The 23,503-nt window shown below is 50.5% G+C and carries 17 protein-coding genes; 14 read left to right on the top strand and 3 right to left on the bottom strand.

Annotated elements, in window-relative coordinates; all coding sequences use genetic code 11:
• Positions 1-147: 147 nt before the first annotated feature.
• On the top strand, positions 148-2,544 hold the full coding sequence (locus D1627_RS07940) for an endonuclease MutS2 (protein ID WP_119431673.1): 2,397 nt from the start codon (positions 148-150) through the stop codon (positions 2,542-2,544).
• A gap of 76 nt (positions 2,545-2,620) precedes the next feature.
• Here the strand turns inward: D1627_RS07940 and D1627_RS07935 are convergent, their stop codons facing one another.
• A complete protein-coding gene (locus D1627_RS07935; protein WP_119431672.1) occupies positions 2,621-3,034 on the bottom strand; it encodes a hypothetical protein in 414 nt (137 codons plus the stop codon).
• Between the two features lie 254 nt (positions 3,035-3,288).
• On the opposite strand from D1627_RS07935, the gene D1627_RS07930 reads away from it, so the two are divergent.
• Both D1627_RS07930 and D1627_RS07925 read left to right on the top strand, forming a co-directional pair.
• Entirely contained in the window at positions 3,289-3,738 is a 450-nt protein-coding gene (locus D1627_RS07930; protein WP_199688399.1) for a LexA family protein, read from the top strand.
• A 6-nt stretch (positions 3,739-3,744) separates the two neighbouring features.
• Entirely contained in the window at positions 3,745-5,022 is a 1,278-nt protein-coding gene (locus tag D1627_RS07925; protein ID WP_119431861.1) for a Y-family DNA polymerase, read from the top strand.
• 132 nt (positions 5,023-5,154) lie between these two features.
• On the opposite strand, the gene D1627_RS07920 is transcribed toward D1627_RS07925, so the two are convergent.
• Positions 5,155-6,723, bottom strand: coding sequence for an Ig-like domain-containing protein (locus tag D1627_RS07920; protein WP_119431671.1), 1,569 nt, complete (start codon positions 6,721-6,723; stop codon positions 5,155-5,157).
• A 187-nt stretch (positions 6,724-6,910) separates the two neighbouring features.
• Positions 6,911-9,340, bottom strand: coding sequence for a type I DNA topoisomerase (gene topA, locus D1627_RS07915; RefSeq protein WP_119431670.1), 2,430 nt, complete (start codon positions 9,338-9,340; stop codon positions 6,911-6,913).
• Positions 9,341-9,503: 163 nt separating this feature from the next.
• Here topA and D1627_RS07910 point away from each other — a divergent pair, with 163 nt between their 5' ends.
• The 11 genes from D1627_RS07910 (at position 9,504) to D1627_RS07860 (ending at position 23,449) form a co-directional block, all read left to right on the top strand.
• Complete coding sequence (locus D1627_RS07910) at positions 9,504-10,001, top strand: SixA phosphatase family protein (protein ID WP_119431669.1); 498 nt, start codon at positions 9,504-9,506, stop codon at positions 9,999-10,001.
• A 101-nt stretch (positions 10,002-10,102) separates the two neighbouring features.
• Positions 10,103-10,855, top strand: a complete 753-nt coding sequence (locus D1627_RS07905; RefSeq protein WP_119431668.1) for a ParA family protein — start codon at positions 10,103-10,105, stop codon at positions 10,853-10,855.
• A gap of 161 nt (positions 10,856-11,016) precedes the next feature.
• Positions 11,017-15,534 (top strand): HAMP domain-containing protein, encoded by a 4,518-nt coding sequence (locus tag D1627_RS07900; protein ID WP_233555553.1) that lies wholly within the window; start codon positions 11,017-11,019, stop codon positions 15,532-15,534.
• A gap of 2 nt (positions 15,535-15,536) precedes the next feature.
• Entirely contained in the window at positions 15,537-16,118 is a 582-nt protein-coding gene (locus tag D1627_RS07895) for a chemotaxis protein CheW (RefSeq protein ID WP_119431666.1), read from the top strand.
• Between the two features lie 25 nt (positions 16,119-16,143).
• Entirely contained in the window at positions 16,144-16,506 is a 363-nt protein-coding gene (locus D1627_RS07890; RefSeq protein ID WP_119431665.1) for a response regulator, read from the top strand.
• Positions 16,507-16,579: 73 nt separating this feature from the next.
• Positions 16,580-17,683, top strand: coding sequence for a chemotaxis protein CheB (locus D1627_RS07885; RefSeq protein WP_119431664.1), 1,104 nt, complete (start codon positions 16,580-16,582; stop codon positions 17,681-17,683).
• Positions 17,658-19,316 (top strand): chemotaxis protein CheA, encoded by a 1,659-nt coding sequence (locus tag D1627_RS07880; protein ID WP_119431663.1) that lies wholly within the window; start codon positions 17,658-17,660, stop codon positions 19,314-19,316. Before D1627_RS07885 ends, D1627_RS07880 begins: the two co-directional genes overlap by 26 nt.
• 16 nt (positions 19,317-19,332) lie before the next feature.
• Positions 19,333-19,980 carry a chemotaxis protein CheC gene (locus D1627_RS07875; protein ID WP_233555552.1) on the top strand — a complete coding sequence of 216 codons (648 nt, stop codon included), beginning with the start codon at positions 19,333-19,335 and terminating at the stop codon, positions 19,978-19,980.
• A gap of 97 nt (positions 19,981-20,077) precedes the next feature.
• The gene (locus D1627_RS07870) at positions 20,078-20,890 is read left to right on the top strand and encodes a hypothetical protein (protein WP_119431662.1); all 813 of its coding nucleotides are present in this window, start codon (positions 20,078-20,080) and stop codon (positions 20,888-20,890) included.
• 164 nt (positions 20,891-21,054) lie between these two features.
• The gene (gene speE, locus D1627_RS07865; RefSeq protein WP_119431661.1) at positions 21,055-22,386 is read left to right on the top strand and encodes a polyamine aminopropyltransferase; all 1,332 of its coding nucleotides are present in this window, start codon (positions 21,055-21,057) and stop codon (positions 22,384-22,386) included.
• The gene (locus D1627_RS07860) at positions 22,379-23,449 is read left to right on the top strand and encodes an agmatinase family protein (RefSeq protein ID WP_119431660.1); all 1,071 of its coding nucleotides are present in this window, start codon (positions 22,379-22,381) and stop codon (positions 23,447-23,449) included. Before speE ends, D1627_RS07860 begins: the two co-directional genes overlap by 8 nt.
• Positions 23,450-23,503 lie beyond the last annotated feature (54 nt).

Here is a 23,503-nt window from a genome sequence, read left to right as displayed (position 1 = left end):
AAAAGTTAGAATATTAGCAAGGTGGCGAAAATGCGCCAATTCTATGTTGGCCTGCGTGTTGAATCTTATGTGTTTTTAAGCGAACAAAACAGGCCTGTATACTTGTTATAGATATTGCTAATTTTGCAGTAAATTAAAAGATAACAATTGATCTACCCAGAAAACTTTGAAATAAAAATTGGCTTTGCACAAGTGCGCGAGATGCTCTCAGAGCTTTGCCTGAGCCCGTTGGGCCGCCACTTTGTAAGCCGCATGCAATTCCTGAACCGCCACGACCTGCTGGAAAGGCTGTTGCAGCAAACCGAAGAATTTAAACAACTGCTGGAGTCGGATGCCGAAATTCCGCTGCAGCACTACTACGACCCTACCGCTTACCTGGACCGGGCCGCCCTGGAAGGTACTTTCCTGGATGTGGTGCAGTTCTTCGAGATCAAGATGTCGTTGCGCACCATCCGCGACTCGCTGCGCTTTATCTCGGAATCTGAGGAAGGCAAGTATGAGGCCCTGAAGGCACTGGGTGCCAACGTGGCCGTGGAGCGCTCGCTGCTGGCCGCCCTGGATAAGGTAGTGGACGATACTGGCGCCGTGCGCGACGATGCCACCCCGGAGTTGCAGCGCCTCAAACGCGACCTGATCGCGCAGCAGGCAGCCCTTCGTAAAACCATTTCCTCTATCCTCAGGCACGCCAAAAATGAGGGCTGGACACCTTCTGACGTAGAGCCAACCATACGCGGTGGCCGCCTGGTTATACCTGTTATCGCGGAGCATAAGCGCCGCATCAAAGGTTTGATCCACGATGAGTCGAACACGGGGCAGACGGTTTATATCGAGCCGGAGTCTATCTTTGAACTCAACAACGACATCAAGGACCTGGAGAACGCCTATCACCGCGAGCTGATCCGGATTTTGGTTGGGCTTACCAATACCCTGCGCCATCACATACCAGAACTGCGCAAGGCGTACCAGTACCTCGGCCTGCTCGATTTTATCCGGGCAAAGGCTGTGTTTGCGCGCCGCGTGGAGTCTACCAAGCCCACGCTGCACAAGTATCCGCTGATTAACTGGAAGCAGGCATTTCACCCGCTTTTATACTTGGCGCACAAGCAGGCAGGCAAGCCCGTAGTGCCGATGGATCTGGAGCTTAACCGCGATCAGCGCCTGCTCCTTATCTCGGGGCCAAACGCCGGTGGTAAATCCGTGAGCCTGAAAACAGTGGGGCTGGTGCAGTACATGCTGCAATGCGGCCTTTTAATTCCGGCGGCAGATAACTCGGAGGCGGGTGTTTTCCATGATATCTTTATTGATATCGGGGATGAGCAGTCCATCGAGAACGACCTGAGTACCTATAGCTCGCACCTGACTAACATGAAAAAGTTTGTGACGGTGGCCGACAAGCGCAGCCTGGTACTGATAGATGAGTTTGGTACAGGTACTGAGCCGGTGCTGGGTGGCGCCATAGCTGAGGCCGTGCTGCAAAACCTGAACGAGAGCAGCGTGTACGGTGTGATTACCACGCACTATACCAACCTGAAAAACTATGCCGAGCGCACACCGGGCATCGTGAACGGTGCCATGCGTTACGACCACAAGCATTTGCAGCCGCTGTACCAGTTGGAGATTGGTAAGCCGGGCTCATCGTTCGCCATCGAGATTGCCCAGAAAATCGGTTTGCCCAAGCACATCATCGACAGGGCCAGCAAGCTGGTAGGTAAGGACAAGATCCGCTACGACCGCCTGCTGGAAGAGCTGGAAACCGAAAAGCAGGAGCTGGAAAAGAAGGTGCGCGAAGCCAGCAAACTGGAACAAAAGCTTACCAAATCTGTGAAGGAGTATGGCGACCTGCGCAACTTCCTGGAGGAAAGCAAGCAGGACGTGATGCGCGAAGCCAAGGGTAAAGCCAAGCTGCTCTTGAAGGATGCGAATCAGAAAATTGAAGCTACCATCCAACAGATCAAGCAGAGCCAGGCCGAGAAAGAGAAAACCAAAGAGGCCCGCCGCGACCTGGAAACCTTTGCCCAGGAAGTGCGCAAAGACGAGCCGCGCCCTGCCCACAAGCGCATCGCCAACGGAAGCGTAAAGCCCGGCGATAATGTGGCGCTGATTGGACAGGACTCCGTAGGGCAGGTGGTAAGTATAAAAGGCAAAACGGCAGAAGTACTTTTCGGAGGCCTGAAAACCATCGTGAAGGTAGATAACCTGGAGCGCATTGAGGGCCAGGTGTCGCAGAAGCCGAAGAAGTCTAAGATGGAGAATGCTGGCGGCTTTAGCCGTGGCATGAACATGACCCAGCGCATGTCTGATTTCACGAGCACACTGGATATTCGGGGAGAGTATGCCGAAGACGCGCTAACCAAGGTGATGAACTTTACCGATGAGGCGCTGATGCTGGGCATCCCGGAGATCAAGATCATACATGGCCGCGGAAACGGCGTGCTGCGGCAGGTAGTCCGCGATTACCTGTACTCGGTGCGCGAGGTAGCCAGCGTAGGCAACGAAGCCGAAGAGCGCGGCGGCGATGGCGCTACGTTAGCCGTGCTGAAGTAAGTATTTATACTATAACAGAAAAGGCTCCTGCAAAGGAGCCTTTTCTGTTTTCTGGGGTTGTGCACTTCAAGATGGTTTATCTCTTAAACCTATACTCTATCCCTGACTGCTGGTAAAAGAATTCATCTTCATCAAGCTTTGATATTACCACCTCATATTTATTGGTAGTGCCTTTTTCAAAAATAACTATCCTTTCGTTATTGCCATATTCCCAAGTGCCTTCCACTACAACTCTTCCGTCATAAGTGTCAGTATAAGTCCCATCTCTTTCAAACTTGGAAGTATACCTGCCAAAATCTAAGCCCGTTTCTTCCTCAAACTCATTGGTTATGTTCTCACCGTCTATATAAATAGCACTTCCCGTCCAAGTGCCTGCGGTAATAAGCGACATATTAGGAGACACGTCATCTTTTTCATCCTTATCGCAGCTTGTAAGCGTGATGACGAAAAAGCAAAGCAGTAGCAGAGGTAAGAATCTAAGTTTGTTCATAGAAAATGTATTTTTTTAAAAATTTAGACCTGCTAATATATAAATATATCGGTTAGTGTGTAACCTTTGATTGTAAACTTATTCATGAAAAGGTATAAGGTTTTGTAATAGAGCAGGTTAAAAATGTGCGAACGCTCTTAATTTTATTGCCCATAAGAATTATAGTTGATACAAGACTGACAATAAGTTTTTAATTGCTAAAATATTTAGTATTTAAATATAGCTTTTGCTAATATTATTCGTAAACTAGCAGCATGGAAGCAAAAGTTATACTTATGAAGCCTTACCCGGATGTGGTGCAACTGCAGCATGCTTCGGAACAACGGCTGTTATTATTTGCCTCGGCGGTACGTGCGGGCTTCCCGAGCCCGGCAACAGATTACCACGCCGACCCGATAGACCTCAACGCATACCTCACCCAAAACCCAACCTCCACATTTCTGGCCCGCGTAGAAGGCGACTCCATGATTGGCGCGCACATAGAGCCCGGCGACTTGGTGGTGATAGACCGCTCCGTGAAGGCGAGCAGCGGCCGCATTGTGCTGGCCTTTGTGGCTGGCGAGTTTACCATCAAGCGCCTGATGCTGAAACCGGACGGTGCCTACCTGGAGCCCGAAAACCCAAAGTATGAAAGTATAAAAGTAAACGACCCGGACATGGGCCTGATTTGGGGTGTGGTAGTGGGTGTTGTGAAGAAAGTATAAATGCCGATGAAAACCACACGATTTGCCCTGGTAGACTGCAACAGCTTTTATGTGTCGTGTGAGCGCGTGTTCCGGCCCGAGCTGAATGGCAGGCCCGTGGTAGTGCTCAGCAATAACGATGGCTGCGTAATTGCCCGGTCTGATGAGGCCAAGGCGCTGGGCATTAAAATGGGTACGCCATACTTTCAGGTAAAAGACCTGGTGCGGAAGGAAGGCGTGGAAGTGTTCAGCTCTAACTACGAACTCTACGGCGACATGTCGCGGCGCGTGGCCAACACCCTGGCGCAGTTCACCCCCAACTTGGAGATCTACTCTATAGACGAGTGCTTCCTGGACCTGAGCCACCTGCGCGAGGACGAAGTGGAGGCATACGGCGTGCAGATACGGAAAACCGTTCGGCAATGGACAGGGATACCCGTATCGGTGGGCGTGGCCTGCACCAAAACGTTGGCAAAAGTAGCGAACAAGCTGGCAAAAAAATGGCCGGGCTCGGAGGGTGTGCTGGTGTTGCAGCACGAAGCGGAAACGGAGCAGGCACTCCGGAAAACAGGCATTGGCGATGTATGGGGCATTGGACGGCAGCATGCCAAAAGGCTACAGGAACTGGATGTGCATACCGCCTGGGACATGCGCCAGCTGCCGGAGGGCTGGGTTAAAAAGAACATGGCCGTCACCGGCCTGCGCACCTTGCTGGAGCTGCGCGGTAAGCCCTGCCAGGAGTTGGAACTGGAGCCGCCCACCAAGAAAAATATCTGCACCTCGCGCTCTTTCGGCAAGCCTTTATCAGAGTTGAAAGATATAGAAGAAGCCCTCTCGACACACACCGTGCGTTGCGCCACTAAACTGCGCCGGCAAAACAGCTGCGCGGCCAGCCTCACCGTGTTCCTGATGACCAACCGCTTCTCAACCACGGAGCCAGCATACTATAACAGCCGCAGCATGCCCTTGCCACGCGCTACGCACAACGAGCTAGACCTGCTGCGCCACGCCTTGCATCTGCTCCGGCAAATGTACCGGCCCGGCAAGCGCTACGTAAAGGTCGGCATCATACTTAACGACCTGGTGCCGGTTGCCGAGGTGCAGCTGGATTTGTTTGAGCGCGTAAATCCGGCCAAAGAAAACCAACTAATGCACACCCTGGATGCACTGCGGCAGCGCTTCGGGCACCATACGGTAAAGTATGCAGTACAGGGAGAAAAAGATGCCGTCTGGATGCTGCGCGAGGAACACACATCGGCCTGCTATACTACCTCCATGGATGGCCTGCTTCGGGTAACCCGCTAAGCTTTTGCATGAGCAAGAACGGGAAGTATAGCAGGTTTTTAGCGAGTATCAGCAAAAGTATAAGTATGAAAAATCCCCAGCTGCCGGCAACTTGTGCGGTGGCTGGGGATGCGTTTGAGTATAAGGTTATACTTAGTGCCGGAGCATGAGGCGTTGCGTCGAGCGCAGTTCATCAGAAATGATGTAGACAAAGTATAAGCCCTGCGGCAGGTGCTCCAGGTTTACCTCCAGCGCGTCTTTCCATTTCGGCAGCTTGATGCTATACATAGCAGTGCCCGAGGTGTTAAGCACCGACAGTTGCACGTTGTGCAGCGGCTGTTTCACGGTAAGGGTTATCTTGCTGTCCAGCGACGGGTTGGGGTAGAAGCTTACGGGCGCGTTCTGGTCATCTGAAACAGGTTGCAGTTCTACGTACAGCGAATCGGAAACCGCAGAGGCGCAGCCCGCAGTATTTTTTACACGCACTTGGTAATACCCGGATTCTTTTACCGTAATGCGCTGCGTAGTGGCGTGTAGTGCCAGGCCATCCTTTAGCCATTCGTAGCTTGCCTCGGTTATACTTGCAGTGAGGGTGGAGTCACTGAAAGTGATTGTTGGCCGAGCAGGCACCGGATACACCGTTACCTTTACGCTATTGCTTACGCTCTGGCAACTGCCAGACGTTACCACTCTTCTAAACCACGTGGTTTGCTGAAGCGGACCAGGGTTGAAAATAATTGTATTAGCGCCTGGCACAGGCATAAACTGCAGGCCATCGGTGCTTGTCTGCCATTGATAGTTATAGATGCCTTCTCCCCCTGTAGGAAGTCCGCTGGTTAAAGGGGCAGGCAGCTGCCCCAGGCATAGGCTCTGGTTTTCCGCGATGAAGTTGTTTGAAATGGCAGGCGTAACATCAGCGGTGAAAGCTGTGCGTGCACTGGCGCAGCCAGAAGTCGTGTTAGTGGCTGCCACATAATAAGTAGTGGCGCCTAGCAGGGGAGGGGTGTTAAAGGTAGCGCCTGTGGCAAGCGGGGTGCTGCTGGTATTGCTGCTGTACCAGGTATAAGTCAGGTGCTGCTGCGGGTTGCTTATCTGTAAAAAAGCAGACTCGCCGGCGCAAACCTTGTTGCCAAGCACTGCCGGGGCAGCAATCGGCTGCTGCACATTTACCTCTAAAACCGCAGTAGCCCCGGGGCCACACTGGTTTGCTGCAGCAACGGAAACGCTTCCAGTACTGCCCACGCGCACAAGTATGCTGGCAGTACCCTGCCCAGAAAGAATAACCCAACCTGCCGGCACAGACCAAGTATAGCTATTGGCCTCGCTTACAAGGTTTATACTATAGGCAACTTCCTGGCCTGCCGCACAGAAACTAGTGGGGCCGCTAACAACGCTCATTGCAGGAATAGTGGCTTCCACAATGTCAACGGTATTGGAGGTAACAGCACTGCAATCCGAGCCCGTTACTACCACTTTATACTTGCCGGCAGCGCTTACCTGTAGGCTGGCCGAGGTACCTAGCACCGTTGCTTCGCCTTCTTTATACCATTTCCAATCTGTGGCTGCAAAAGAGGCCGTTGCGGTAATTGCTGTGGTGCCGCCTGCGCATAAGCTAGTATGAGCCGCTGTGGCTGTTACCTGGCAAGTTTGCGCGAGCAGGTTTAAAGCGGATAGAATAAAGGCGAAGAGCAGCAAGATGCACTTGTGTAACGTTTGCTTCATAGAAGGTACATGTTAAATATCAGGCCACTAAATTGGATAAAAAATCTGAAAGCTGGTATAGTGGGTAAGTAAGAAAATATAGGATTAAAAGTGTCAAATGCGAGAGCTATAAAACCAGAAAAGTATAAAAAGCAAAAGTCCGCTCCCTGGCCAGAGAGCGGACTTTTTAGAAGTGTAACCGTTGGGGTTAGGCTTTCTTTTTGGCTGCCGGTTTTTTAGCCGCCGCCTTTTTAGTGGTACTAGCCTTTGCCTTTGTCGTTTTTTTCTTTTCGGCGGCAGGCTTGTCGGCATCTGCCTTTTTCTTGAAACCACCGCGGCCTTTCTTCTCCGGTGTGGCATCAGCCAGGGCAATGCATTCTTCCAGCGTCAGCTCGCTTGGCTCCTTGTCTTTCGGAATCTTCACGTTCTTTTTGCCAGCCACAATGTATGGGCCATAGCGCCCGTTCAGCACCTGGATGTCCGGGTTTTCTGGGAATGTTTTGATCAGCTTCTCAGCATCGGCTTTGCGTTTGGCCTGTATCAACTCAATAGCTTCCTCTGCCGTCACCTTCATTGGGTCCAGTGTTTTAGGCAGCGAGAAGAACTTGCTGTCGTGGCGGATGTATGGGCCAAACCTGCCGATGGCGGCAGTCATGTCCTTGTCCTCGAAGGTGCCCACAATGCGTGGCAGCTTAAACAGCTCCAGGGCATCTTCCAGCGCAAGGCTTTCTATAAACTGGCCTTTGCGAAGGCTAGCATACACTGGCTTTTCGCCGGTTTCCTCGTTTTCCTCGCCCAGCTGCACGTAAGGGCCGTAGCGGCCAAGCTTGGCAAGTATGGTTTTGCCGGTAACCGGGTCTGTGCCCAGTTCGCGCGCACCCGACACATCAGCCCTGGATATACTTTCGCTGGACTCGATGCGCTCATGGAATTTCTTATAGAACTGGTCTAGCATGTTTTCCCATTCTTTCTGGCCGTGGGCGATCTCGTCAAACTCAGCCTCTACACGGGCAGTAAACGAGTAATCGATCACGTTAGGGAAATGCTCTACTAAGAAGTCATTCACTACCATGGCCGTATCTGTCGGGAAAAGCTTTGCTTTCTCGGCACCTGTAATCTCGGTTTTAGTTTGGGTAGTAATATCACTGCCTTTCAGGGTAAGCACTTGGTAGTTGCGTTCTTTCCCTTCGCGGGTATCTTTCTCCACGTAACCTCGCTTTTGGATGGTAGAGATGGTAGGCGCATAGGTAGACGGACGACCGATACCCATTTCTTCCAGTTTCTTTACAAGGCTGGCTTCTGTATAACGGGCGGCAGGGCGGCTATAACGCTGCGTGGCCAGCATCTGGCGCAGGTCTATGGCTTGGCCAATGGTTAATGGCGGCAACATGCCTTTTACATCTTCGTCGGCCTCATCATCGTCCTTAGACTCGATGTACACTTTCAGGAAGCCTTCAAATTTTATGACCTCGCCGGTTGCCTGTAGTTTCTGGTCTGGTTGGGTGGAGATACCGATCGTAACGGTTGTCTTCTCTATTTCAGCGTCGGCCATCTGCGAGGCAATCGCCCGTTTCCAGATCAGTTCGTAAAGGCGCTGCTCGTTGCGGTCGGAGCTGGCCACCATCTGCGAGAAATCAGTAGGCCGAATGGCCTCGTGCGCTTCCTGTGCAGAGGCTGACTTTGTTTTGAAGCGGCGTGTTTTCACGAAGTTCTCCCCAAATGAGCGTTGAATCTCGCGTGTGGCGCCCTGCACAGCCTCATCCGAAAGGTTCAAGGAGTCGGTACGCATGTAGGAGATCTTACCAGATTCGTACAAGCGCTGCGCGATGGTCATGGTCTGGGCCACCGAGAAGTATAGCTTACGGCTAGCTTCCTGCTGCAGGGTAGAGGTTGTAAATGGAGGCGCCGGGCTGCGTTTCAGCGGTTTTTTCTCCAGGTTCTCGATTTTATAATCTGCTCCAACGCACTGCTGCAGAAACGCATGTGCCTCTTCTTCAGTTTTAAACTTTTGTGGCAATTCCGCTTCCAGGGTACGGCCCTGCACATCAAAAGAAGCCGTGATCCGGAATGATGCCTCAGCCTTGAAACGCTCGATCTCGCGCTCGCGCTCCACTACCAAACGCACAGCCACAGACTGCACGCGGCCAGCCGAAAGCCCGGTTTTAATTTTTTTCCAGAGCACTGGAGATAATTCAAAACCCACCAGGCGGTCCAGAATACGGCGTGCCTGCTGTGCATTTACCAAATCCATATCAATGCCCCGTGGGGAATTGATGGCGTTAAGTATGGCGTTTTTGGTGATTTCCCGGAAAACAATGCGGCGTGTCTTGGAGTCGTTCAGGTTCAGGGCCTCTGTCAGGTGCCACGAAATGGCTTCTCCCTCGCGGTCATCATCCGATGCAAGCCACACAACCTCAGCCTCTTTGGCAAGCTTGCGCAGCTGCGAAACCACTTCGCGCTTATCGCTCGACACCACATACGTTGGCTTAAAGCCATGCGCAATGTCAATGGCGTTATTGTCTTTAGGCAAGTCGCGCACATGGCCGAAGCTAGACTTCACAACAAAGTCTTTCCCTAAATATCCCTCAATAGTTTTTGCCTTTGCAGGCGACTCTACTATGACTAAGTTTTTTATCATCCTTTATATTTACAAGGCGAATCAGGCCAAAATTTGCCCAAAGTTCAAATTTTTTTTTCAACAATTACAACCCCATCCGTATAACATAGGTTTAATACCATATAAAAATACTGTCGTTACCCGGCAGATTAGTCCTATAACTATACGGTCAGTTTAAGACTTTATGCAAAGAATTGTACTCCTCTGCCGCCACGCCGAGACCCATGACCCTTATGCGCTGCAACCCGACTTTGAGCGGGAACTGACGCCAGCAGGCCAGCAACAAGCCCGCAGCACTGGTAAATGGATGCGCGAAAAATTTTTGAAGCTGGACGCGTTGTTGGCCAGCCCTGCCGTGCGCGCCAACGCTACAGCCCGTATAATTGCCAGCCGTTTATACTTCGACGAGGCAAAAATCTCTTACAACCCTGACCTCTATAACGCCCGCGAAACACAGCTGATAAAAAGCCTTGGCGAGTTACCCCGTGAGGTAAAGCAGGTGCTTCTGGTGGCGCACAATCCAGGCATTACCCGCCTTGCCCGTGAATTAACGCAGCAGCACCATCTCGGTTACCTAGACCCAGGCAAGGCAGTAGCTATTGTGCTTAACCTTGAGAGCTGGCAGGATATCCATATCACCACGGGCGTGCTGCTTACCCACAATCTGGAGCCTACGCACTAGTAGCCCTAGCGCAAGTATAATTTTCAGCTTATATATAATTTCCATAGCTTAGAGCCAGGGTAGAGCCTTCATCTGCCGCAGTGCTTAATTAATACGAACGTATGAAGACGAATGTAGTGGCCGTAATAAACCAAAAGGGCGGCACTGGTAAAACAACTACAACCATAAACCTTGGCAGCGCCTTAAGTAAGCTGGGCAAAAAAGTGCTGCTGCTGGACCTGGACCCACAAAGCAACCTGTCTTATTCGCTGGCAGTAAGTACTGCTAAGGCTACCATGGCAGATGTGTTCCAGGGTGAAAAAACTATAAATGATATCCTGGTAGAAAAAGATGGCCTCTGGATAGCGCCCGGCTCCAACGACCTGGTCGATATCGAGATATCGCTTGTAACACAGCCAAACCGCGAGGAATTCCTCAAAAACATACTTTCGCAGGTTAAGGGCTTTGATTTTGTGCTGATCGATTGCCCACCCTCCTTGTCGGTGCTAACTCTGAACGCCCTCACTGCTGCGCAGGAGGTGCTGATACCCCTACAGATGGAGGTGCTTACGCTGCAGGGTTTGGATCAGATTATGACTACCGTGAAAAGAGTCCAAAAAGCCTTTAATCCAAAACTTAAAATAAAAGGTATCGTAGTGGTGATGTTTGACATGCGTCGCAAACTTAGTCAGGAAGTTCTGGAATACCTGCAGGGGAGTGTGGAGGAGAAAATTTTCCGGAGCCAGATACGTATGAACGTGAAGCTGGCGGAGGCGCCGTCGTTTGGCAAAAGCGTGTTGGATTATGATGCAACATCAAATGGCGCGAAAGATTATCGCGCACTGGCTGAAGAGTATCTGGCATTAGTGCCTTAACTGGTGCCAAGCTTATTTTATACTTGAATCTATTTTGATTAAATTGCCCTTGTTTAAACCTGTTGATAGTCCTGAAGCCGAGCGCGTACTGCGGGGCCGCCTGGCGTAAGGTTTAGAAACACCCTTTTCCAACCAATGAAACTATGGCCTTAGGTAAAAATATGAAGTTGAGCAAAGACAAGCTCATCAGTGACGTAGAAGCCAAAGAAGAGAAGAAGAGCACTGCTCCGACCGCGAAAGCCGAGAAAACAGGTGCTACAAAGGCTGTAGCTGAAAAGCCTGCCCAAGTGCCCCCCGTAACGGCAGAAGCCAGTGTCCCTGCCAATAAACCAGCGGCAGCACCCACTAACCCCGCAGATAGCCCGGCTGCATCTAAGAAACTTAGGCAAGGGAAATTGCCAAGCAGCCCCGATTATATAAACGAGCAACTCAATAAAGTACTTTACGCACTCGATGCCTTCAAGAAAGGGGACGTTTCGGTAAGACTCACCAAGCAGAACGACGACATCTTTGCGGACATCGCCGAGGCCTACAACTCCATGGTGGAGATGATCGGCGGCGTGGGAGGCGAGGTGTCGCGCATCTCCAAAGTAGCCGGGGTAGAGGGTAACCTGAAAGCCCGCGCCTCCGCAGAGAGCGCTTCCGGTTTCTGGAAGGACATGATAAACAACATCAACGGCCTTGTAGACTCTATCGCGGTACCGGTATTGGAGGTGGGCAAGGTACTTAAGAATATCTCGCGCGGTAACCTGGACGAAACCTTCCAGATTCCGGTGTCTGGTGACTTTAAAGTAATGGCCGAGACCATTAACCGGACCATCGATAACCTGAACCTGTTTGCCGGTGAGGTGACCCGCGTGGCCCTGGAAGTGGGAACCGAGGGTAAACTGGGCGGCCAGGCATCTGTGCCGAACGTGGCCGGTATCTGGAAAGACCTGACCGACAACGTGAACACCATGGCCAGCAACCTGACCAGCCAGATGCGCGACATCGCCAACGTGGCAACCGCCGTGGCCAAAGGCGACCTGACCCAGAAAGTATCTGTGGATGTGCGTGGTGAGTTTGCCCAGCTTAAGGACAACGTTAACCAGATGGTGGACTCGCTCAACATCTTCGCTGACGAGGTAACCCGCGTGGCCCGCGAGGTAGGCACTGAGGGTAAGCTAGGTGGCCAGGCAAGAGTGCCTAACGTTGGCGGTGTATGGAAAGACCTGACCGACAACGTGAACACCATGGCCAGCAACCTGACCAGCCAGGTGCGCGACATCGCCAACGTGGCAACCGCCGTAGCCAAAGGCGACCTGACCCAGAAAGTAACGGTTAACGTGAAGGGCGAGATTGCGGACCTGAAGGATATCATTAACCAGATGGTGGACTCGCTTAATGTTTTTGCCGGAGAGGTAACCCGCGTTGCCCGTGAGGTAGGTACCGAGGGTAAACTGGGCGCGCAGGCAGATGTGCCACGCGTAGAGGGTACCTGGAAGGAGCTCACCGACAACGTGAACACGATGGCCAGCAACCTGACCAGCCAAATGCGCGACATTGCCAACGTGGCAACCGCCGTGGCAAAAGGTGACTTAAGCCAAAAAATTACGGTGGATGTGAAGGGCGAGATAGCCCAATTGAAAGACATCCTGAACGAAATGGTGGACCGCCTGAATGTATTCGGTGCGGAAGTAACGCGTGTGGCCCGCGAAGTGGGTACTGAGGGTATACTTGGTGGCCAGGCCAATGTGCCGAACGTGGCCGGTATCTGGAAGGAGCTGACCGACAACGTGAACTACATGGCCAGCAACCTGACCAGCCAGGTGCGCGACATCGCCAACGTGGCAACCGCCGTGGCCAAAGGCGATCTGAGCCAGAAAGTAACAGTAAACGTGAAAGGCGAGATAGCCGAGCTGAAAGTGAACATCAACCAGATGGTGGACTCGCTCAATATCTTCGCTGATGAGGTAACCCGTGTTGCCCGCGAGGTGGGCACCGAGGGTAAGCTGGGCGGCCAGGCAACAGTGCCGAATGTTGGGGGAGTATGGAAAGAGCTGACCGACAACGTGAACACCATGGCCAGCAACCTGACCAGCCAGGTGCGCGACATCGCCAACGTGGCAACCGCCGTGGCAAAAGGCGATCTGGCCCAGAAAGTGTCCGTGGATGTGAAGGGAGAACTTGGCGAACTGAAGGATATCATCAACCAGATGGTGGACTCGCTCAATATCTTCGCCGGGGAGGTAACCCGCGTGGCGCTGGAAGTGGGTACCGAAGGACGCCTGGGCGGCCAGGCCAATGTGCCAAATGTGGCCGGTGTGTGGAAAGACCTGACCGATAACGTGAACACCATGGGTAGCAACCTGACAACACAGGTACGTGGTATTGCAAAAGTGGCTACTGGCGTTGCCAAAGGCGACCTGACGCAGAAAATCACGGTTGAGGCGCGCGGCGAAATAGCAGAACTAAAAGAGAACATCAACTTCATGGTGGATTCTCTGAATATATTTGGAGACGAGGTAACCCGCGTGGCCCGTGAGGTGGGCACCGAGGGTAAACTGGGCGGCCAGGCCAACGTGCCAAACGTAGGCGGTACATGGAAAGACCTGACTGACAATGTAAACTCCATGGCGAGCAACCTGACCTCTCAGGTAAGGGATATTGCGAAAGTAGCAACCGCCGTTGCCAAAGGCGACCTAACCCAGAAAGTATCGGTAGAGGCGCGTGGCGAGATCCTGGACCTGAAGGAGAACCTGAACCAAATGGTTGATTCCCTGAACGTGTTTGCAGACGAGGTAACCCGCGTGGCCCGCGAGGTGGGCACCGAGGGTAAGCTGGGCGGCCAGGCCAACGTACCGAAAGTTAGAGGTACCTGGAAGGAGCTCACCGACAACGTGAACACCATGGCCAGCAACCTGACACTGCAGGTACGTGACATCGCCAAAGTATCTACGGCTGTAGCGAAAGGTGATCTGACCCAGAAAGTATCCGTGGATGTGAAGGGTGAGATGGCCGAATTGAAGGAGAACATCAACCGCATGGTGGACTCGCTCAACATCTTTGCCGGGGAGGTAACCCGCGTGGCACTGGAAGTGGGCACCGAAGGTCGCCTAGGCGGCCAGGCTAACGTACCAAACGTGGCCGGTGTGTGGAAAGACCTGACTGATAATGTAAACACTATGGCCAGCAACCTGACAACACAGGTGCGCGGCATAGTTAAAGTAGTAACCGCAGTATCGAAAGGTGACCTGACGCAGAAACTGACCCTGGATGCAAAAGGCGAAGTAGCAGAGCTTGCCGATACGATCAATAACATGGTGGTTGACCTTAACCGCCTTGCCGGTGAGGTTAGCCGTGTGGCCAGAGTGGCGGGTGTGGAAGGTAAGCTAACAGAGCGCGCGGCCCTGCAAGGTGTAGGCGGCAGCTGGAAAGAACTGGTAGATACACTGAACGACTTACTTGAGTCGATTGTAACGCCAGTACTAGAAGTATCCAGAGTGGTGCGTGCTATCTCGGAAGGTGATTTAACACAGAAAGTGGAAGCGCAAACCGCCGGGGATATCCTGGACATGGCCAATGCGCTTAACCTTGCCGTTGATAACCTGAATGCATTACTCGGCGAGATTAACGATTCATCTTTAGTAGTAGGCACTTCTTCCGAAGAAATGGCTGAAAAAGGCTTAGAGATGAATAAAGTTACCCTTGATGTGGCATTGGCTATGCAACAAATGGCGGAGGGTGCGCAGAACCAGGCGCTTAAAACAGACCAAGCCTTTAAGCTGATTGAGGAGATCATGAAGGCGACCAAGGAAACTGCAAACAGAGCCGAGGTGGTGAACAAATCTGCGAAAGTAGGTGAGGAAACATCCCAGCTGGGTCTAAAAACAGTAGCAGAAGTGGTGAAAAACATGGAGGAAATTTCCAGCTCCGCCGCCCAGACTGCCAGAACCATTGAAGTGCTAAGCACACGTTCGCAGGAGATATCCAAATCCCTGGGCGTGATAACTGATATTGCCGCCCAAACGAACCTGCTTGCCCTGAACGCTGCCATAGAGGCGGCCCGGGCCGGCGATGCAGGACGCGGTTTTGCGGTGGTAGCCGAGGAGATTCGCAAACTGGCAGAGGGCTCACGCAAATCGGCCAGCGAAATTGCAACGCTGGTTGATGACGTGAAAAAAGATACTGCCTCAGCCGCTACGGCCATTTCTACCATGGAAGGCCGCGTAATGAAGGGTAAGAATGCTACCTTCGAGGCATCGGGTGCTTTTAAAAACATTGCCTCTTCTAGTGGTGAAACACTACGTACGGCCCAGGATATCTTAACAGCCACAGAAGTACAGAAGGCATCTATCGGCGACGTAGTGAAGTATGTGGAAGAAGTAGTAGCCATTGCAGAGCAAACAGCTTCGGGCACGCAGCAGGTGGCAAGCACGGCAAAGCAGCTTTCGGGTTCCATGCAAGAGCTTACCTCATCGTCTCAAAACTTGAACGATATCGCCGCAGACCTGCAAGTAAGTATCTCGGCATTTAAGCTGATTGATGGAAACTTGGTATTCAACAATAAAAAAAAGTTAATGAGCTCCGTGCCCCTGAATCAGCGAGGGGAAAGAAACCAGACAGGTAATACACGTTTGGCCACACGGTCTTCAGCAACAAACAACGGGACCATTAAAAGGGGAGGCGGCACTGTATAAGTATGGCTAGGGACAAATCAATTACAAATCCTGGTGCAACGGCAGAGCCTAAGGCAGCAGAAGGCCAAACTCAAGGAGCTAAGAAGGGAGAGGCAGATGTTGCGCAACCGGAAGCCGAAATGGTGCATCTGATCGTATTTAAATTAGGTACGGAAGAGTATGCAATTAAAATTGACCAGGTAAAAGAAGTAACGACTACACCTAGCGTTACACGTATGCCCCGGACCCCGGATTTCGTGAAAGGCGTGGCAAATATACGAGGTGATATTATTGCGATCATCGATATGGAGAAGCGGTTCCAAATCAGGCCAGCTGAACTTATAGATGGTTTAATTTCGAACCAAAGTTACACTCTGGTTATCGAGGCGAAGGACTATAGTATAGGTGTAGAAGTAAAGGAAGTGCCACAGTCTTTAAACTTACCTGTTACTAAAATAGACAAAGCCCCTTCGTTTCTGCAGGATGTAAGTGTAAGCGAGAATTTTATAGAAGGCCTCGCTAAAATTAATAACCGTTTGATCATTGTGCTGGACATGCACAAAATCTTGACGCAGGACGAAATAAACCAGCTGTCGAAATCATAAACTCAGAAACTATACTTTGTAAAGTATGAAAAGAATACTAATCGTAGATGATTCCTTCTATATGCGTACCATGCTGAAAAACATGCTTTCAGATGCCGGGTACGAAATTGTAGGAGAGGCACCTAATGGGCAAACGGCTCTGGAACTGGCAAAAGAAACAAAGCCTGACCTCATTACGCTCGACGTGATTTTGCCAGACAACACTGGCCTTGATGTGCTCAAAGGCATCCGGGCCGAGCAGCCTGACCAAAAAGTGATTATAGTAAGCGCTGTAGGGCAGGAGGTAATTGTAAACGAAGCTATGGAGTATGGCGCCAAGTCTTATATCGTGAAGCCATTCTCTGAGGAGAAGGTGCTGGAGGTTGTGAGCAAGGTCCTGTCAGAGTAGGCAAAGCTATCGCTTCAGGTTGCGTTAAGCAAAGGTATAACTGGGTAAATCCGTGTAAGGAGAGAGGGGGAAATTGCAAGTTATTATTGCAGACAGGTCGAGGTATGTACGGCTGATACTGGAAGATATTATCGGCTCAGAGTCAGATTTGCATGTAAATGGACTAGCTGGTACCACTACCGAGCTGCTAGAGCTAGTTTTGGTAAGTAAGCCAAATTTGTTAGTGCTGGATTATGATCTCCCTGGAAACAACTGTTCGCAGGCACTCAAGCGCATTGCTGCAGAAATGCCCATACCTGTTTTGCTATTAGTACAGCCAGAGCAGCTTAACCTAGATTTTGTGCGTGAAGTGGTTGCGCTGGGTGTATACAGCATACTCTGTAAGCCTGGGCAAGGGCCTTATGCCAATTATAGAAGTATAGCTTCGGGTATACTTGGCAAGGTCCGTGGGATGCAAGCAGCAGCACAGCACACCACGCAACATAGGCTTCAGCTATTGCAGCACGAATTTGTGTTCCGTTTAGAAGCAGCTTGCCCACTCAAGCCTAAAACTGTAATTGTAATCGGAGGCTCTACCGGAGGCACACAGGCTGTTGAAGGTATTTTGCAGAAGCTAAGCCCAGACTTGCAGGCAGTGATACTTGTAGCGCTGCATCTACCGCAAAGTTTTACGAAAGCATTTGTTAAACGCCTGCAGCAGCTCACACTGCTTGAGGTAGTGGAAGGCTATAAGGGGGCGGCGTTAAAGCAAGGTACTATAATAGTCGCTCCCGGCAACAGGAATATGATTGTGGAGCCCGTCATGGGCAACGCATCAAACCTTAAGATTGGTTTTACTGAGGAAGTCACAAAGCTTTACGATCAACCTTCTATAGACCTATTAATGCATTCCGTTGCCAACAGCGCTGTGCAGCATATAATAGGGGTTATACTTACGGGCTTAGGGGAAGACGGTACACTCGGTGCACTATCCATAAAAAACCGGGGAGGGTTCATGATTGCACAGGATAAGGAAACGTCGAGCGTGTTCGGCATGGCTCGGTCAGCCATACAGCGAGGCTATATAAATAAGGTGCTGCCGCTGCAGCAAATACCACTGTTTCTGAACAAGCTAGTATCAGAACAACAGGTCAGTGCAACTGGCGAGGATTATGAAATCGAGAGAACAGGAGTATAAAGAAATATTTATTGCCGAGGCCCTAGAGTATTTTGATGCGCTCAACAGGCATATCAGCACGCTGGAGAAACAACCGGAGGACGAACAGACCCTGGCCGAAATTTTCCGTTTGCTCCATAACCTGAAAGCCAACTCTAAAGCCATTGGCTACCTGCAGATCTCGGATATATCGCATAAGCTGGAAACTGCCTTTAGCCTTATCCGCAGTAAAGAGTTAGTTTTTAGCGATGAAGTTGTGACAGTGCTGTTCGATGGCATCGATATGCTGGGAGAGCTTATCCATAACGTGGATAACCCCAAGTTTAGCGAGCCCGACCCCATTCTGTTGCGCAACCTAGACATCATTGTAGAGAACCTTTCGGAGAGCACGATTGAACTGGCGAAAGTACAGAAGTACAACACGTCTAAAAACCTGTCGCTCTCAGAGCTTGTCTACATCCAGATTAAAAAGCTGGACCACATGATGAACCTGGTAGGAGAGCTGATGATAGACCGCGACCGGATCATCTCTATTAGCAGAGAGTTAGGAAACGATGACTTGAAATCGGTAAGCTCGCACCTGTACCGCATCACAGAGGACTTGCAGTACAGCGTGATGGATGCCAGGCTGGTAAATATTGGCTCTCTGTTTAATAAGTTTCCACGCATTGTGCGTGATATTGCAGCAGCCGAGAATAAGGAAGTGAACTTGTCACTATCAGGGCAGGATATCCAGATTGACCGGAATATCCTGCAGATTATAACAGACTCTTTGCTGCATCTGGTACGAAATGCCATCACACATGGCATAGAAAAACCTGAAGAGCGGGAGAAGAAAGGAAAGAAGGCAGCCGGAGAGCTACGCCTGAGCGCACAAAGCGATCGCGATAACGTGTTAATCACGCTGCAGGACGACGGCAGGGGCATTGACATGAAAACGGTTATGAAGAAAGCCGTAGAACGCCAACTGGTTGCAGCTGAGGTAGCGAAAGATTTGGCTGACAATGAAGTACTTTCTTTCATATTCGAGCCGGGTTTTTCCACGGCTAAAGAAATAACGGAGTTCTCCGGTCGCGGTGTAGGATTGGATGTTGTTAAGAATGCGATCGATTCTATAGGCGGCAGGATTACAGTGGACTCTGAGAAGGGCAAAGGCACTACATTTATACTTCAGCTGCCAACATCCATTGCGGTGAAAGGCGCCTTGCTCTTTGAGGTTGATAACATTTATTACGCTATACCCTTGATCCACACAGACCAAGTGGTAGCCTTAGATAGAGATGAATTACATGAGGTGGGAGATGTAATCGTCGCTAATCTGAAAGGTGAGACCATTACGGTAGTATACCTTAATGAGCTTCTCAATGCCCCGGAGGCAAACATGAACCTCGGTGACAAAACACGGCTGAACGGACAGGTACAGAATATTATTATTGTATCTTACAACAACAGGAAGCTCGGGTTAATTGTAGATAAACTGTACAGACAGCAGGACATAGTGGTGAAACCGCTAAGCAAACCGCTGCAGCAGATTGATATTTATGGTGGCGTTACCCTGTTAGGTACTGGTAGGGTATGCTTGGTACTGGATGTGCCGGCCATTACGCGCTACTTTATAAACATGAGGCAGGGGCGAGGCGATGGAAAAGAGTAATCTAAACGCGACAAAAATGATGATTGAACCTCACATAACAGAGTTAGAGAGAGATATTATCAAGGAGATCTTAAATATTGGCTTAGCAAGGGCGGCAGATTCATTTGCGGCTATCGCTAAAGATAAGGTATTGTTAAAGGTGCCGGATATACAGCTGATTGAAGTAAAAGAGCTCCTGAACCTAGTGGCAAAGTATGAGGACACGCATGTCATTATACAATCTGATATCAAGGGCGATTTTAACGGCGCCACGCTAATGCTTTTCTCAGATGGGCACATCGTACGCTTATCCGAAGTATGCCTGGGTATGCTGGAGGTGCAGGAAGGCGAGCTTTCGGTTATGCAGGAGTCTTTGCTGCTGGAGATCAGCAATATAATTACCGGGGCATTGGTAACACAATTGGCAAACATACTTAAAGCTTATATTTACGGATCGCCGCCAAAAGCTCCCAAAAGCCATATAGCCGATTCTCTTAAAGACATACTGGTACAGCATCCGCTTTTTCAGCCGTTGGTCTTTACCGTTATTACCCGCTTTACACACAACTCCAAGAGCGTAGAGTTACCATTGCTACTCTTCTTCGACTCGAAGACATTTCTTAAAATCCTTGAAATCATCCGAACTTTCGACCTCGGTAAAAATAACCTGCTGGAAACTGACTGAGCGGAAACTAAGTACGGGTATGATATTCTAATTCAATAAAACTGCCTGCTTGCAGCACCAGAAGTATAACGTTATAACCAAGCGCTCAACTTAGCCCATGCCTGAACCCAAACACAAACTGAGCCGATATGAGCTTACCGGTTATATTCTGATTATAGCGGGAGCTGTGGTGTTGGTATGGGGCACCGTTAAGTTTGAACTGATAAAAGAGCTGTACCTTGACCCCGCTAACCGCGAAGGCGTGCTTGGGCAATTTGGCGAGTTTATCGGTGGCATAGTCGGTTCCTTATGGGCGCTGGCGGGCGTGTTTTTGTTTTTCGCCACATTAACTTATCAGAAGCGGGAGTTCGAACTGCAGCGCTTCGAACTGCATAAGACCCAGAAAATATTTCAGCAGCAAAATTTCTCCACGCTCTACATCAGCTTCATCCAAAAGCACAACGACATCATAGACGGCCTCACAGCCTATGATATTAACGAGAGCACCTGGAGCGGCTCCAATTTCTTTGTCTTCTTTCAGGAAAAGGTATTGACTTCTTTTGTGCAAAAAGTACGCAGCCTGGAGCCTCAGGACAAAACACAGCCATACTTGCTGCATCTCTTTCAGGATTATTTTACATACCACTTCACATTTTACCAAAACTCCCTGAACCCATACCTCAAAAACCTGAGCGTGCTGTTCAAACTTATTCAGAAGTACAGAACCGAGGCCCAGGACCAGGGAGAGTATTATAGTTTTATAACTAAGGCAAACTTCACACAGTCAGAGCTTTTCCTGATTTATCACATTGCACAGTTCAATTTGCTCAAAGAGTTTAACACTATAAACAATGTTTTCGATGTGTTTGAGGACATGGAAGAAGCATATAAAGTGGAGAGCATTGTGGCCCAGGAACTGCCGCGCTCCTAAGCCTGGGCATACCTATAGGCAGATTTCAGTAACAAAAGCTATAAATATTTAACACATTGGTGCACAATGCAGTATACCTTTGTGCTGCTGTTTTACTTTTGATAATAGCGGTATATTTTGTTTTTTTGCTCTCTTATTAATTTTTTAACCTTCTATACCCATTGATGAACGCTTTAGGTAGACACATTTTAGTTGAGTTTTACGATTGCTCTCCTGAGCTGATGAACGACGTAGTTCATATCGAGAACAGCATGGTAGCCGCTGCCGAAACGGCCGGAGCCACTGTTATCAACAGCACGTTTCACCATTTCTCGCCATACGGTGTTTCCGGTGTGGTGGTGATCCAGGAAAGCCATTTGGCTATTCATACTTGGCCAGAGTACGGTTACGCAGCCGTGGACCTTTTTACGTGCGGCGACTCCGTTGATCCGTGGGTATCTTACAACTATTTAAAAGAAGCTTTCCAGTCGGGCCACGGCTCCTCTATGGAATTACGCCGCGGCCAGCTTAGTCTGCTGAAGCGTAACGATTTCAACCTGGAGTCACTGCGCGATGTTTCGGCTAAGCCACAGGAAGAGATTGGCACCATTACCCGTGATGTATGGTTCACCGAGCGCGACGAGAACATCGCTCTTTCGCTGAAGCACTCTGGTAACCAGCTTTATAAAAAAGACTCGCCTTATCAGCGTGTGGAGGTGTTCGAAACACTGGCGTACGGCAACATGCTGACGCTGGATGGCATGGTGATGTGCACGCAGAAAGATGAGTATGTATACCACGAGATGATCACGCACGTGCCAATGTTCAGCCACACCAAAGCCAAGCGCGCGCTGGTAATTGGCGGCGGCGATGGCGGTACCGTACGCGAGTTGCTTCGCCATGAGCAACTGGAAGAGGTAACGCTGGTTGAGATCGACGAACTGGTGATTGAGGCCTGCAAGCTGCACCTGCCGGAAACTGCGGTAGCCTTTGATAACCCACGTCTGAACCTGCTGGTTGAGGACGGTATTAAATATATTAACGAGTGCGAGGATGGCCGTTACGACCTGATCATTGTGGACTCTGCGGATCCGGTTGGCCCAGGCGAAGGGTTGTTCACGGCTGAGTTCTACAGCCAGGTACACCGCTGCCTGACCCCTGATGGCGTAATGATCACGCAGTCTGAGTCGCCGCGCTTTAACAGTGCCGTGTTTGTAGAGATCTACGAGACCTACAAGCAGATCTTCGGGCAGGATAAGGTACATTGCTATCTGGCAGCCATCCCTACTTACCCAACCGGTACCTGGAGCTTCTCCTACTCATCTAAAGGCAACTCAACGCCGCTTACATTCGATCGTGAGGCAGCAGCCAGATTCTCGAAAGAGCAAGGCCTGAAATACTATAACGAGGACATTCACATGGCTGCCTTTGCATTGCCAAACTTCGTGAAGGAGTTGCTGAACAACGGGTCGCAGGAAGCCATTGACGCATACTCAGCAGAGCCAACCAATGAATAGCAAAGAACAAAAAATCCAAGACTTCGATCCCAACGGGGTAGGAGATATAAGCGGTGGTCTTTTCGGTTTGCCATTTACCGTGGAGGAATCTGAAGTGGTGGTTATCCCGATGCCTTGGGAAGTGACTGTTTCGTACAGCGCCGGCACAGCGCAGGGGCCTCAGGCCATTAAAGATGCCTCCCCACAGCTCGATTTGTTTGAGCCAGGTATAAAAGATGCCTGGAAACTGGGTGTAGCCATGGAGGAAATCTCTGAGGAATGGGCCGCCACAAGCAATGCCCTGCGTGACAAAGCGGAGGCTTACATCAGCTGGTTGGAAGCCGGAAGCCCTGAAATTGGCAAGGCTGAGTTTGAGAAGCTGCCTGCTGAGGTAACTGCCAAAGGCAAAGAACTGCTGGAGTGGTTGAAACAAAAAGCATTGACCTACCTGGAGCAAGGCAAACTGGTTGGCGTGCTTGGCGGCGACCACAGCACACCGCTTGGCCTGATGCATGCCCTTGCCGAAAAGCATGAGGAGTATGGTATCCTGCAGATTGACGCGCATGCTGACTTACGAGATGCTTACGAGGGCTTTGAGTATTCGCATGCTTCCATCATGTTTAATGCCCTTAAGTTGCCGCAGGTAAAAAAGCTGGTGCAGGTTGGTATCCGTGACCTTTGCCAGGCCGAGACAGAATTGGCTGAGCAGTCTAATGGCCGCGTAACCATTTTTTACGATGCCACCCTGAAGGAGAACATGTATGCCGGCGATAGCTGGAAAAAGGAGTGCAAAAAGATCATTGCTCAGCTTCCTCAGAAAGTATACATCAGCTTCGATATTGACGGGCTTGATCCGAAGCTTTGCCCTGCTACTGGAACCCCGGTGCCAGGCGGCTTGGAGTTTGAGCAAGCCAATTACCTGATCAAGCAGTTGGTGAAGTCTGGCCGTGAGATCATTGGTTTTGACCTTTGCGAAGTAGCGCCAGGCGATAGTGAGTGGAACGGCAATGTGGGAGCCCGCGTGCTGATGAAACTGGTTAACTGGATGGCCGTTTCCCAGAAAAAACTCGAAGCGCAGTTTTAACACGCTGAGATCTATGGCCGAAAAAGGCTAGTTTATACTTAAAAAACCTCACAG

It is taken from the genome of Pontibacter oryzae (assembly GCF_003576375.1).
In the GTDB taxonomy this organism is placed as follows: Bacteria; Bacteroidota; Bacteroidia; order Cytophagales; family Hymenobacteraceae; genus Pontibacter; species Pontibacter oryzae.
The sequence above is the reverse complement of the archived record's forward strand: the minus strand, read 5'-3'. Positions and strand labels throughout refer to the sequence as shown.